The organism is Streptomyces sp. NPDC033178 (assembly GCF_055577685.1).
The window spans coordinates 47849-60525 of the sequence record NZ_JBVIPT010000027.1 but is presented as its reverse complement, the minus strand read 5'-3'; the positions used below and the strand labels follow the sequence as shown (position 1 = coordinate 60525).

Genomic DNA, 12677 nt, shown 5'->3' with positions numbered 1-12677 from the left:
GTCAGCCCTTCACTCCGGTGAGCGTGACGCCCTCGACGAACGCCTTCTGCGCGAAGAAGAACACGAGGATCACGGGGGCCATGACCAGGACGGTCGCGGCCATCGTCAGATTCCAGTCGGTGTGGTGGGCGCCCTTGAAGGACTCCAGGCCGTAGCTCAGGGTCCAGGCGCCGGGATTCTCGGACGCGTAGATCTGCGGTCCGAAGTAGTCGTTCCAGGCGTAGAAGAACTGGAAGAGCGCGACGGCGGCGATGCCGGGCTTGGCCATCGGCAGGACGACCTTCAGCAGGGTCCTGAAGTCCCCGCAGCCGTCGACCTTCGCCGCGTCGATGTACTCGTTCGGGATCGTCATCAGGAACTGCCGCAGCAGGAAGATCGAGAACGCGTCCCCGAACGCCATCGGGATGATCAGCGGCCACAGGGTGCCCGACAGATCCAGCTGCTTCGCCCAGAACAGGTACATCGGGATGATGATGACCTGCGGCGGCAGCATCATCATGGAGATGACCAGCATCAACGACAGGTTCCGGCCACGGAAGCGGAACTTGGCGAGCGCGTACGCCACCGGAATGCTGGACACCACCGTCAGGACGGTGCCGGCACCCGCGTACAGAAGGGTGTTCTTCCACCAGGTGAGGAAGCCGGGCGTGTCGAAGACCTTCGTGTAGTTGCCCCACTCCCAGGTGTCCGGGATCAGGTCCCTGGTGAGGGTCTGGTTGTCGCTCATCAGGGAGGTGAGGACGACGAACACGAAGGGCAGCACGAAGAACAGCGCGGCCGCGACGCCGAGCGCGTGCACGGCGATCCATTCGAGGAGGGCCTTGCGGCGGGCGGTCCGCTCGGCGGGTGTGACCGGCGGCGCCCCCAACTCCACGGGCTTGTCGAGTACTTGGGTCATGGGTCAGTCACCTGCCTGGATGAGACCGCCCCGGCGCCGCATCAGGAACGCGGTGAACACCATGGACAGGGCGAACAGCACCAGCGCGACCACGCACGCGGAGCCGTAGTCGAAGCGCTGGAAGCCGAGGTTGTAGACGAGCTGCGGCAGGGTGAGCGTCGACTTGTCGGGGTATCCCGGTTCGAACTGCTGGCCCGAGCCGCCGATGATCCCGGAGGCGACCTTCCCCGCGACGAGTGGCTGTGTGTAGTACTGCATCGTCTGGATCACGCCGGTGACCACCGCGAACATGACGATCGGTGAGATGTTCGGCAGCGTCACGAACCGGAACCGGTGCCAGGCGGACGCGCCGTCCAGCTCGGCGGCCTCGTACTGCTCCTTCGGTACGTCGAGCAGCGCGGCCATGAAGATGACCATCAGGTCGCCGACGCCCCAGAGGGCCAGCATGGTGAGGGCGGGCTTGGACCACGCGGCGTCCGTGAACCAGCCGGGCGTCGGCAGGCCGAGGTCGCCGAGGACCGAGTTGACCGGCCCGGTGCCCGGGTTGAGCAGGAAGACGAAGGCCAGCGTCGCCGCGACGGGCGGCGCCAGGTAGGGCAGGTAGAAGAGGGTGCGGAACACACCCGTGCCCGTCTTGATCTTCGTGATCAACAGGCCGATGCCCAGGCCGAAGGCGACCCGCAGGGTGACCATGACGACCACCAGCCACAGGGTGTTGCGCAGCGCCGGCCAGAACATGGGGTAGTCGTTGAAGACGTAGTTCCAGTTCTCCAGCCCCCGGAAGACGGGGACGCCGAAGCCGTCGTACTTCATGAAGGAGAAGTACACGGTCGAGAGCAGCGGATACGCGAAGAAGACGCTGAAGCCGATCAGCCACGGCGACATGAAGGCGGCCGTGCGAAGCGCCGACCGGCGGCGCTTCGCACGCAGAGTGAGCGTGGACATCGGTGCTACTTCGCCTGCTCGATGTCACGGTCGATCTGGTCGGCCGTCTTCTTCAGGCCGGCCTTCAGATCCTTCGCCTTGCCGGACTCGTACTGGTAGCCGAAGTCCTGGAGGGTCGTCTGGTACGTCGAGCCGTTGACGGACGCCGGCGGGGTGTTGGAGTGCGGGTTCTGCGCGATGTCCAGGAACGTCTTGAAACCGGGGTCGACGGTCAGGTCGGGCGACTTCAGCGCGGCGAACGTGGACGGCACGTTGTGGATGGCGTTGGCGAAGGCGACGACGGCCGCGGTGTCGGTCGTCATGTACTTCACCAGCTCCCAGGCCGCGTTCTGCTTCTTGCTCTGCGGCGCGATCCCCATGATCGTGCCGGAGAGGAAGCCCTTGCCGTACTCGGCGACCTCGTCGTCGGCGACGGGCATGGGAGCGGTGCCGATGTCGAACTTCACGCCCGCGTCCTTGGCCATCCCGAGCCGCCACTCGCCGTCGAGCTGCATGGCCACCTGGCCGGTCTGGAAGGGGTGCTTGGCGCCCCATTCGTCGCCGAACGTGTTGCGGTACTTCTCCAGCTTCTGGAAGCCGCCGAGGCTGTCGACGAGCTTCTTCTGGTACGTGAACATCTCGGCGAAGGCCGGGTCCTCGGCGATGCTGGACTTGCCGTCCTTGTCGAAGTAGGCGTGGTCCCACTGCGACATGTAGTGGTCCACGACCGTCTCGTAGCCGTGGTAGTTCGGCATGAAGCCGAGCTGCTCGTACGAGTCGCCCTTGGACTTCGTCAGCTTCTTGGCGACCTCGGCGAACTCGGACCACGTCTTCGGCGGCGCCTTGATGCCGGCCTTCTCGAACGCGTCCTTGTTGTAGTAGAGGCCGTACGCGTCTCCCAGCAGCGGCATCGCGCAGCGCGTGCCCTCGAACTGGGTGTACTCCAGCATCGGCTTCGGAATGATCTTGTCGAGGTCGAGCTTCGACTTCTCGATGAACGGCTTGAGGTCGGCGAAGGCGCCGGACGAACAGAACTTGCCGATGTTGGACGTGGTGAACGACGACACCACGTCCGGACCCTTGGAACCACCCGCGCGCAGCGCCTGGTTGAGCTTGTCGTCGTTGATGTTGCCGACGACCTTCACCTTGATGTTGGGGTGCTCCTTCTCGAAGCGGTCGATGTTCGCCTGGATGGCCTTGACCTCGGCGGGAGCACTCCAGCCGTGCCAGAACGTGATCGTGGTCGACGCGTTCGGATCGTCCGTGGCGCCGGTGTCCGACTGGCCGGTACAGGCGGTGGTGAGAAGGGTTATCGAGGCGGCGGCGAGCACCGCTTTCCTGGGCATTCTGGGCATGGCGAAGTCTCCCTGGGGCGGGACGGGGTGGTGTGGGACGGGTTGTGTACGGAGATGTGCGGGGGGAGGCGTGCGGGGTCCGGCTCAGCGCGAGGTGTCGAAGGCCTCGTCGCGGGTGGCCGCGAGCGCGCTCTCCAACGCGCCGCGCAGCACGGGCTGTTCGTCGACGTCGCCGACCACGAGGCGCGGCCGGGATGCGGCCAGCTCCTCCAGCTCGGCCTGCACCAGGGCGCGCAGCGGTTCGCCGCCCCTGGTGAGCGAGGCCCCGCTGAGGACGACGAGTTCGGGGTCGAGGACGGAGACCAGCGAGGCCAGACCGGTGGCGAGCCCCGTCGCGTACGTCTCCAGGAGCTGCCGGTGGGCTCCCGCGTTGATGTCCGCCGCCTGCTCGACGAGCGCGGCGGCGACTTCGGCGTACGGCCCGGTCGGCAGGGGTTGGATGCCGAGTTCGCGGGCGAGTTTCGGGATGGCCTGGGAGCCGGCCAGCTCCTGGTAGCCACCGCTGTTGGCCTTGGTGACGTGCCGCACGAGCGGCGCGCCGGGTACGGGGAGGAAGCCGACCTCGCCGGCGCCGCCGGTCCAGCCGCGGTGCAGGCGTCCGCCGAGGACGAGCGCGGCACCGAGACCGCCCTCGTTCCACAGCAGGACGAAGTCCTCGTGGCCCCGGGCCGCACCGAGCCACTGCTCGGCTATGGCGACGAGGTTGACGTCGTTCTCGTACTCGACGGGCATCGGCAGTGCGGCCGCGAGCTCGTCGAGCAGGGCGGGGGAGTGCCACCCGGGGAGGTGGGAGGCGTAGCGCAGCCGTCCCGTGTTGGGGTCGAAGGCGCCGGGGGTGCCGATGACGAGCCGCTGGACGTCGGCCCGGACCAGCCCTGCCGCCTTCACGGCGCCGTCGAGGGCGTCGGTGACCTGCCGTACGACGGTCTGTCCTGCGCGACGGCCGGGGGTGAGCAGTTCGTACTCTCCCACCGTCCGCCCCGTCACATCGGCGACGGCGGCGAGGATCCGCTCGGGCGTCACGTCGAGTCCTGCGGCGTAGGCGGCGGCCGGGTTCACCGCGTACAGCTGTGCGTTGGGCCCCGGCCGGCCCTCGCTGGTGCCGGTGACGAGGACGAGCCCCGCCGCCTCCAGGCGGGCCAGCAGCTGCGAAGCGGTCGGCTTCGACAGGCCGGTCAGCTTGCCGATCCGGGTCCGGGACAACGGCCCGTGCTCCAGCAGGAGATCGAGAGCGGCACGGTCGTTCATGGCGCGCAGAACGCGAGGGGTGCCCGGCGTACCGGCGGTTCCTGCCATGAGTGTCGACACCTGCCTTTCGGCTGCACAGCTTCCCAGTGGTGCCACCGCGAAGTCCACCGCGGAATCACTGTTAGGAAACTTTCCTATCGGTGGGAGGAAGGTAGGCCCGGGGTGGGGGACGCGTCAATACCGGCCACTGGCGGGCAATGAAGTCGTTACCCGGCGGACGGTGCGGGGACACGCGCGGGGGACGGCACCCGGAGCGACACGCGCGCGGGACGGCATCCGGGGAGCGACATGCGTGTCAGGCGGCACCCGGGGAGTGGCACGGGTGTGGGGCGGCACCCGAGCGACACGTGTGTGGGGCGGTACCCGGAGTGACCCGGATACCGCCCCACGGGGCCGTGCGCGTATGAGAAAGCTCTCGCCTCTACTTCGTCACATTCGTCGGGACCGCCGCCGGCGCGATGGGGGACGCCGTCTGCGACTGGGGGGACGCGGAGTTGGAGTAGGCCGACGGGGCCGCCATGCCCGCCGTCGGATCGGGGGCCGGGTCCTCGTCCGACGGGGCGGGGAGGCCGCCGACGATGCGGATGCCGGCCCCGTCGAGGGCGTGCTTGATGCGCCAGCGGAGCTCGCGCTCCACGCTGAGCGCCTTGCCGGGCATCGTCTTCGCGGCCACGTGGACGACCATCGAGTCGAGCAGGACGCTGTCGAGACCGAGGACCTCGATGGGACCCCAGAGCCGTTCGTTCCAGGGCTCGGCCTTGCTCATGTCCTCGCCGACCCGGTTGAGGACGGTCTTCACCCGGTCCAGGTCCTCCGAGGGATGGACCGTCACGTCGACACCGGCCGTCGCCCAGCCCTGGGAGAGGTTGCCGATGCGCTTGACCTCGCCGTTGCGGACGTACCAGATCTCGCCGTTGTCGCCGCGGAGCTTGGTGACACGCAGGCCCACCTCGATGACCTCGCCGGAGGCCACGCCCGCGTCGACCGTGTCGCCCACCCCGTACTGGTCCTCAAGGATCATGAAGACACCGGAGAGGAAGTCCGTGACCAGGTTGCGGGCGCCGAAACCGATGGCCACGCCCGCCACACCCGCGGAGGCCAGCAGCGGGGCCAGGTTGATCTCGAACGTGCCGAGGATCATCAGCGCGGCCGTGCTCATGATCGCGAAGGACGCGACCGAGCGGAGCACCGAACCGATGGCCTGGGAGCGCTGGCGGCGGCGTTCGACGTTGACCAGGAGGCCGCCGAGGGCCGTCCCGTCGACCGCCTGGGCCGTCCGGTTCATGCGGTCTATGAACTTCGTGATCGTCCGCCGTATGACCACTCTCAGCACGGCCGCTATCACCAGGATCAGCAGCACGCGCAGGCCGATGCTGAGCCATGTGGACCAGTTCTGCTCGACCCAGCTGGCGGCGTTGGTCGCGCCTTCCTGGGCGTCCTGGAGCGTTGGCGCCGTCGGTTCCTCGGTGGGATCGGCGGCCGACAGGACGGACAAGAACACGGCAGGTACCTCCAGGCGTAGCGGTCCGCCCGCGGCAGGGACATCGGGAAAGGGGCACCGACGGGCAGAACCACCACACTAACGGGGCACCATGTGCGGATCGTTGCAATGTTCGAGGGAGAGACTGTGCTCACCTGGGGATGAAGAAGGTGTGGTCGAAAACACTCCCAGCCCGTTACCGGGACATGGTGGCGCTTCCACCAGGCATGAGGGGAGACTGACTACAGATCGTCCCGGCGCGAGCCACGCGCCGCCGGCGTACAAGGAGGCCATCCGTGCCGCATGTCCTGGTCCTCAACGCGTCGTACGAGCCCCTCGGCGTCGTACCGCTCCGCCGCGCGCTCGTCCTCGTCCTCGAGAACAAGGCTGTCTGCCTCGAGGAATCCGGCGCCTTTATGCATAGTGCAACCGTTACTGTCCCCGCACCCAGCGTGGTCCGGCTGAAGAGGTTCGTACGGGTCCCTTACCGGGGGCCCGTTCCGCTGACCCGTCGGGCGCTCTTCGCCCGCGACGGCGGCCGGTGCATGTACTGCGGTGGCGTCGCAACCAGCGTCGACCACGTCATCCCGCGCAGCCGCGGGGGTCAGCACGTCTGGGACAACGTGGTGGCGTCCTGCCGCCGCTGCAACCACGTCAAGGCCGACCGTCACCTGGTCGAGATCGGCTGGCGCCTGCGCCATAAACCGGCCCCGCCGACGGGGCTCGCTTGGCGCATCATCGGAACCGGGCACAGGGACCCGCGCTGGCTGCCATACCTGCAGCCGTACGGCGCGGAGGACGCGATGGCCCGGATCGACGGCATTTCCGCCTGACGATCCGGGCCTTCGTCTTGCCTTGTGCGAGCCGGTTCCGCTTCTTTCGCGCGGGCCGGTTCGCCGCTTTTTCCGGCGCTCCGGGAAGTCCCCTCGTGCCTTCCGGAGCGCCGGAGTCCTGTCGTGCGCCGGGCGGCCCGGCGCGGCTACGCGAAGCGCAGCTCCGCCGGATGCACCGAACGGCGCAGCAGCGGCAGGGAAGTGGCGGCGGCCAGGAGACAGGCCGCGTAGACGGCCACCGGCACGAGCAGCGGCACCAGAACCGGGATGGTCTCGGCCTCCACGGCGCTTCCGTACGCGATGTACACCGCCGCGCCGCCGAAGCCCGCGAGCAGCATCGCCGGGGCCAGCGGCAGCGCGGTCTCCAGGAGCAGCGCCCGGCCGAGCACCTTCTGCGGTACGCCCGCCGCCGTCTGCGCGGCAAGTCCCCGGCGCCGGTTGGCGAGCGACTCGGCGGTGCCCACGGCGAGACCGCCCAGGCTGATCAGCAGCGCCACCAGGACGGCGACGCCCGCCAGATTGACGCCGGTGGTGTAGAACGCCAGGTCCTCGGCGCTGTGGGGCAGGCCGTGCCGCGGGTGATGCACGGCGTCGAGGAACATCTGACGCACGCCCATGAAGCCCACGCCCACGACGGACACCAGGAGCACCGCCGCGTTGGTGCGCGCGGTGGCCCACGGGTCGGCCTGGAGTCGTTCGGCGGCGATCAGGACCGCGGGGTTCTCGGTCCGGGCGGCGAGCCGCCTGCCGATGGCCCGCGCGGTGAACCCGGCAACCGCCACCGAGCCCGCACTGGTCAGCGCCACCGCGGAGAACACCAGCAGGGGGAACGCGGTGGCCCCCGGCCCGGTGCCCCGCATCACGATCAGCAGGGCGGCCAGGCCCACCAGCACCGCCGGCACCACCAGGGCGAGAGCGGCGACCCGGCCGTGGCCCGGCCGCACCCGGCGCACCCAGCCGAGCGGCGAGGCCACGACCCGGCGCAGCGCGACCACACTCACCAGCACGGCGAGCAGCGGCACGGCGAGCGCCACCAGGGCGAAACCGCCCCAGGCCCGCAGCGGAGGCCGCTGCTCCAACAGGTTCACCATGAGGAGCGCGGAGAACACCGCGGCGACCACCGCCCCCAGCAGACAGGCGAGGCCCGACTCCAAGGCCGCGATGCGCCGCACCTGCCTCGGCGTCGCCCCGGCGAGCCGCAGCCCGGCCAGCCGGCGGTCGCGGTGCACGGCGCCGATGCGCGCGCACTGGGCGAGGAAGCCGAGCACCGGCACCCACAGGAGCACCAGCGTGACGACCACCCCGGCGCGCTGCCCGGGCTGGTCCAGGAGACCATGGAAGTACGAGATGGACACCCGCCCCTCCACCGAGGCGATCGCCACCGCCGCGAGCCCGAGGCCGGTGGCCAGCGCGGCCCCCACCGCCGTCAGCGTCACCCGCCACCACTCCCGCCGGTCCGAGCCCCGGGTCAGCAGCAGCGCGAGCCGCAGGTCGGCCCTCATCGCGACATCTCCACGACGGCGTCCGCCCCGGAGACGACGACTCCGTCGCGTATCTCCACCTCACGGTCCGCGTACGCCGCGACCTGCGCGTCGTGCGTGATCAGCAGCACCGCCGTGCCGGACTCCCTGGCCGTGTGCACCAGCGCCGTCATCACCCCCTCGCTCGCGAGGGAGTCGAGTGCGCCGGTGGGCTCGTCCGCGAAGACGACCTTCGGGCCGGTCACCAACGCCCGTGCCAGCGACACCCGTTGGGCCTGCCCGCCGCTCATCTCCCCGGGCCGCAGCTCCCCCTGGCCGCGTACGCCGAACCGCTCAAGCCACTCGCCCGCCCGCTCGTGGGAATCCTTGCGGGAGGCCCCCGCGAGCAGCAGCGGCAGCGCGACGTTGTCGAGCGCGGTCAACTCGGGGATCAGCTGCCCGAACTGGAACACCACCCCGAACTCCGTACGCCGCAACTCGCTCAGCCGCTCTTCCGGCAACTGGTCGAGGCGCTGCTCGGCGTAGACGACCGAGCCCTCGTCCGGGCGGACGATGCCCGCCAGGCAGTGCAGCAGTGTGGACTTGCCGCTGCCGCTCGCGCCGGTGACCGCGAGGATCTCCCCCGGGCGCAGTTCGGCGGAGGCACCCCGTAGTGCCCGGGTCATGCCGTGTGTCTTGGCGAGGCCGCGGGCCGTCAGGATCGGCAGGGCCTTGTGCGTACTGCTCATGGGCGGGCTGCTCATGCTCCGTCGACCTCCGCGGTCAAAGTGGTGAGCCGGGCCGCGGTGGTGGTCATCCAGCGCAGATCGGCGTCGAGGTGGTTGAGGGCGTAGTCGGCCGAGAGGACCGTCGCGAGATCGGCGCCGGGCGCCGTCTTGACCGCCGTGAGCTCCCGCATGCGCGCCATGTGCGCGGCGCGCTGGGCGCTCAGGTACCCGGCGGGGTCGGCCGAGGCGAGGATCGCGCAGACGACCTTGGCGAAGATCTCGTTCGTCACGAAGGGCGCGGGCGGGGTGATCTCGCCCGTCCACGCGGCGAGTTCCTTCGCCCCCTCGTCGGTGGACCGGTACAGCGTCCGCTCCGGACCGCCGTCCGAACCGGTCCCGTCGACCTCCGCGAGACCGTCGCGGACCAGGCGCTGCAACGTCGTATAGACCTGGCCGTAGGCCAGCGGGCGGGCTTGCGGGAAGCGTTCGTCATGGCGTCGCTTGAGGTCGTAGCCATGGCTCGGCCCTCCGGCGAGCAGCCCCAGCAGGATGTGGCGGGTGCTCATGGGCGTCATTATGTACTCAGTATATGTAGTGAGTGAATAGTGGCAGCGGAAAAACCTCGGCCGCGCTCCGGGGAGGGGCTCCGGGGAGGGGCTCGGGTGAGGGGATCTCGCGGGAGAGACGGGAGGGAGAGAGGGGGGCTTGATCGCGGGGGGTGGTCGTCCAGGCGCCCTTGGTCACCTGGCGCATCCGGGACAGAATGTGAACAAGGGCACGCTGTCCGGGCTGTCACGTCTGCGCGCCCGCCCACTGGGTAGGGCTGCCCTGACCCGCCGTACGGCTACCCGGGACGGATGCCGTACGGCAACCCGCGACGACCAAGGAGGCCCCCGTGGCCGCATCAGCACAGCTTCTGCTCTCGGCCCTCTCCAAACGCCCGGCGGACCAGCCCGCCGACCTCGACCCGTACATCTGTGTCTTCACCGCCGAAGGACCCTGCGCGGAGGCGCCGCTCACCAGCGAGCCGCCGCTGCCCGACGCCGCCCCCCTCACCAGCGAACCGCCTCTCGCCGACGCCGCGCCCCTGACGAGTGAGCCCACCTCCACGGGCGCCGCCGCGGGCCTGGACCCATCGGGGGTCTGATGCCGCTCTCCCGGCTCGCCGCGCTGCACGGCGTCGCCACCTCCTTCAGCCCGTCCCCCGGGCGCACGGTCGCGGCCTCGGACGCCGCGGTCGTCGCCGTCCTCGCCGCACTGGGCGTCGCCGCCGGCACACCGGATGCCGTCCGCACGGCGCTCACGGCCCGCGAGACGGAGCTACGGGAACGACTGCTCCCACCGACACTGGTGTGCTGGAGCGGGCCGACGACGGCCGCCGGGAGCGACCACGGTCCCGGGGCGCACGAATCCGCCCCGGGGGCGGACGAGGACGAGCGCGCGCGGGGTGAGAACCGCTCCGAGCCGGACGAGGCCCGCTCCGAGCCGGACGAGAACGGGCACGGGGCGGGGGAGAACGGGCACGGGGCGGGCGAGAACCCTCCCGGGCCAATTGAGGGCCGACCCGCGCCCGACGGGGATGCGCCGGTGCCGGGCGACTCGCCGTCCGCGGCCCGTGCGTCCGCAGCCGACGGTTCCGGTGGCTCCGCGCCCGCGCCGGGCGACCATGACCCGACCAGCCCGACCAGCCCGACCAGCCCGACCGGATTGCCCGGATTGCCCGGATTGCCCGGAGACTCCTCGCTCGTCTCCGTCCTCGCCGCGTTGCCCGCCGGGACCCGGCTGCGGATCCGTACCGAGCAGGGGGAGACGCGTGCCTCCGCCGAGCAACTGCCCCTCGGTGTCCATGAGTTGGAGGCCACGGCTCCCGACGGGCGGACCGCCCGCGCCCATCTCGTCGTCGCGCCGACGCGGCTGCCCGCGGCACCGGGGCGTACGTACGGGCTGCTCGTGCAGGTCTACTCCCTGCTGTCGCGGCGCTCCTGGGGCATGGGCGACCTCGGGGACCTCGCGGAGCTGACGGCCTGGGCAGGACGGGCGCTCGGCGCCGGGTTCGTACAGGTCAACCCGATGCACGCGGCCGTGCCCGGCGCGCCCACCGACCCCTCCCCGTACCGGCCCTCGTCCCGCCGCTACCCCGACCCCGTGTACCTGCGCGTCGAGGACGTCCCCGAGTTCGCGTACGTCGGCGAGCGGGACCGCGACCGCGTCCGTACGCTCCTGGAGCGGGCCGAGCGGCTGCGTGAATCCGTGCTGGACAAAGGCGCGTTGATCGACCGCGACGCCGTGTGGGAACTGAAGCGCGAGGCCCTGGAGCTGGTACGGGACGTACCGCTCGGACCCGGACGCCGCGCCGCCTACTGCGACTTCCTCGCCGAGGAGGGCGAGGCACTGGAGGACCACGCCACCTGGTGCGCGCTCGCCGAGGTGTACGGCTCCGACTGGCAGAAGTGGCCGGCCGCCCTGCGCGACCCCCGCTCGGCCGAAACCGCCCGCGCCCGGGGCGAGTTGATGGACCGCGTCGACTTCCACAGCCGCCTCGCCTGGCTGACCGACGCCCAGCTCGCCACCGCCCAGCGCAGCGCGCGCGACGCGGGCATGGGGGTCGGGCTCGTGCACGACCTCGCCGTGGGTGTCCACCCGGGCGGCGCCGACGCCTGGGCGCAGCAGGAGTACTTCGCGGCGGGCATGTCGGTCGGCGCGCCCCCGGACGCGTTCAGCGTGCAGGGCCAGGACTGGGGGCTGCCGCCGTGGCGCCCGGACCGCCTCGCCGAGTCCGGCTACGCCCCCTACCGCCGCCTCCTGCGCGCCCTCTTCCGCTACGCCGGCGCCCTCCGTATCGACCACGTCATGGGCCTCTTCCGCCTCTGGTGGATCCCACAGGGCCGCCCGGCCACCGAGGGAACGTATGTCCGATACGACGCCGAGGCCATGCTCGCGATCCTCGCGCTGGAGGCCTATCGCGCCGGGGCGCTGGTGATCGGCGAGGACCTCGGCACCGTTGAGCCGGGCGTCCGGGAGAAGCTGCACCAGCACGGCGTACTCGGCACCTCGGTGCTGTGGTTCGAACGCGACTGGGACGGTACGGGGCTGCCGTTGCCGCCCGAAAGCTGGCGCGCCGACTGTCTCGCCACCGCCACCACCCACGACCTGCCGCCCACCGCGTCCCGCCTCACCGGCGACCACGTCGAACTCCGCGACCGGCTGGGCCTGTTGACCCGCCCCGTGGAGGAGGAACGGGCCGAGGCGGCCGCCGACGTGGGGGAGTGGCTGGCGCTGCTCGCCCGTCTCGGACTGCTCCAAGGCGCGGCCGGCGGGCTGTCGGAGGACTCGGAGGAGGCGCAGATCCAGGCCCTGCACCGGTTCCTGCTGCGCACGCCCGCCCGCATGATCGGCGTCTGGCTCCCGGACGCGGTCGGCGACCGCCGCCCGCAGAACCTGCCCGGCACCTGGGACCAGTACCCGAACTGGCGCCTGCCCGTCGCCGACTCCGAGGGCCGCCCCGTCACCCTGGAGGAACTCGCCGCCTCACCCCGGCTGTACGCCCTCATCGACGTGGTGCGCGCGAGCCGGGCGGTGGGCGGATGCGCCCCGAACGCGGGAGTTTCCCGGTCGGACGCCGGAGTTTCCGTCCCGGACCCGGCGGAATCCGGGACGGATCTCGCAGAATCCGGACCGGACTCGGGAGGCGCTCCGCCCCGTACGGCACCCCCGGGCGCGCGGCCGGATTAGGTGTTCGCTACGTTTGCAC

General features: G+C 70.9%; 11 protein-coding genes. 3 read left to right on the top strand and 8 right to left on the bottom strand.

The features are described 5' to 3' along the window. Nucleotide 1 precedes the first annotated feature (1 nt). The 5 genes from ACZ5VQ_RS44235 to ACZ5VQ_RS44215 form a co-directional block, all read right to left on the bottom strand. Complete coding sequence (locus ACZ5VQ_RS44235; RefSeq protein WP_200398118.1) at nt 2–898, bottom strand: carbohydrate ABC transporter permease; 897 nt, start codon at nt 896–898, stop codon at nt 2–4. A 3-nt stretch (nt 899–901) separates the two neighbouring features. Continuing rightward, complete coding sequence (locus ACZ5VQ_RS44230; protein WP_362299919.1) at nt 902–1843, bottom strand: carbohydrate ABC transporter permease; 942 nt, start codon at nt 1841–1843, stop codon at nt 902–904. 5 nt (nt 1844–1848) lie between these two features. Then, on the bottom strand, nt 1849–3177 hold the full coding sequence (locus tag ACZ5VQ_RS44225; RefSeq protein WP_469109950.1) for an ABC transporter substrate-binding protein: 1329 nt from the start codon (nt 3175–3177) through the stop codon (nt 1849–1851). A gap of 84 nt (nt 3178–3261) precedes the next feature. After that, a complete protein-coding gene (locus ACZ5VQ_RS44220) occupies nt 3262–4473 on the bottom strand; it encodes an ROK family transcriptional regulator (protein ID WP_469109949.1) in 1212 nt (403 codons plus the stop codon). Between the two features lie 373 nt (nt 4474–4846). After that, nucleotides 4847–5926, bottom strand: a complete 1080-nt coding sequence (locus ACZ5VQ_RS44215) for a mechanosensitive ion channel family protein (RefSeq protein WP_469109948.1) — start codon at nt 5924–5926, stop codon at nt 4847–4849. A 275-nt stretch (nt 5927–6201) separates the two neighbouring features. On the opposite strand from ACZ5VQ_RS44215, the gene ACZ5VQ_RS44210 reads away from it, so the two are divergent. Further along, nucleotides 6202–6738 (top strand): HNH endonuclease, encoded by a 537-nt coding sequence (locus ACZ5VQ_RS44210; RefSeq protein WP_055611422.1) that lies wholly within the window; start codon nt 6202–6204, stop codon nt 6736–6738. Nucleotides 6739–6884: 146 nt separating this feature from the next. Here ACZ5VQ_RS44210 and ACZ5VQ_RS44205 read toward each other — a convergent pair whose 3' ends face one another. Genes ACZ5VQ_RS44205 through ACZ5VQ_RS44195 form a run of 3 tightly spaced genes read right to left on the bottom strand, consistent with a single transcriptional unit; the run spans nt 6885 to nt 9492 of the window. Further along, nucleotides 6885–8240, bottom strand: coding sequence for an FtsX-like permease family protein (locus ACZ5VQ_RS44205; protein ID WP_469109947.1), 1356 nt, complete (start codon nt 8238–8240; stop codon nt 6885–6887). Continuing rightward, nucleotides 8237–8947 (bottom strand): ABC transporter ATP-binding protein, encoded by a 711-nt coding sequence (locus ACZ5VQ_RS44200; protein WP_469109946.1) that lies wholly within the window; start codon nt 8945–8947, stop codon nt 8237–8239. The genes ACZ5VQ_RS44205 and ACZ5VQ_RS44200 overlap by 4 nt, the downstream gene beginning before the upstream one ends. Nucleotides 8948–8958: 11 nt before the next feature. Further along, nucleotides 8959–9492 carry a PadR family transcriptional regulator gene (locus tag ACZ5VQ_RS44195; RefSeq protein ID WP_469109945.1) on the bottom strand — a complete coding sequence of 178 codons (534 nt, stop codon included), beginning with the start codon at nt 9490–9492 and terminating at the stop codon, nt 8959–8961. Between the two features lie 329 nt (nt 9493–9821). On the opposite strand from ACZ5VQ_RS44195, the gene ACZ5VQ_RS44190 reads away from it, so the two are divergent. Both ACZ5VQ_RS44190 and malQ read left to right on the top strand, forming a co-directional pair. Beyond that, nucleotides 9822–10073, top strand: coding sequence for a hypothetical protein (locus tag ACZ5VQ_RS44190; RefSeq protein ID WP_362079601.1), 252 nt, complete (start codon nt 9822–9824; stop codon nt 10071–10073). Next, on the top strand, nt 10073–12658 hold the full coding sequence (gene malQ / locus ACZ5VQ_RS44185) for a 4-alpha-glucanotransferase (protein WP_469109944.1): 2586 nt from the start codon (nt 10073–10075) through the stop codon (nt 12656–12658). The genes ACZ5VQ_RS44190 and malQ overlap by 1 nt, the downstream gene beginning before the upstream one ends. Nucleotides 12659–12677 lie beyond the last annotated feature (19 nt).

Coding starts and splice junctions, on each gene's coding strand:
- ACZ5VQ_RS44235 (WP_200398118.1), bottom strand. CDS start 898: ATGACCCAAGTACTCGACAAGCCCGTGGAGTTGGGGGCGCCGCCGGTC.
- ACZ5VQ_RS44230 (WP_362299919.1), bottom strand. CDS start 1,843: ATGTCCACGCTCACTCTGCGTGCGAAGCGCCGCCGGTCGGCGCTTCGC.
- ACZ5VQ_RS44195 (WP_469109945.1), bottom strand. CDS start 9,492: ATGAGCACCCGCCACATCCTGCTGGGGCTGCTCGCCGGAGGGCCGAGC.
- ACZ5VQ_RS44205 (WP_469109947.1), bottom strand. CDS start 8,240: ATGAGGGCCGACCTGCGGCTCGCGCTGCTGCTGACCCGGGGCTCGGAC.
- ACZ5VQ_RS44220 (WP_469109949.1), bottom strand. CDS start 4,473: ATGGCAGGAACCGCCGGTACGCCGGGCACCCCTCGCGTTCTGCGCGCC.
- ACZ5VQ_RS44225 (WP_469109950.1), bottom strand. CDS start 3,177: ATGCCCAGAATGCCCAGGAAAGCGGTGCTCGCCGCCGCCTCGATAACC.
- malQ (WP_469109944.1), top strand. CDS start 10,073: ATGCCGCTCTCCCGGCTCGCCGCGCTGCACGGCGTCGCCACCTCCTTC.
- ACZ5VQ_RS44200 (WP_469109946.1), bottom strand. CDS start 8,947: ATGAGCAGTACGCACAAGGCCCTGCCGATCCTGACGGCCCGCGGCCTC.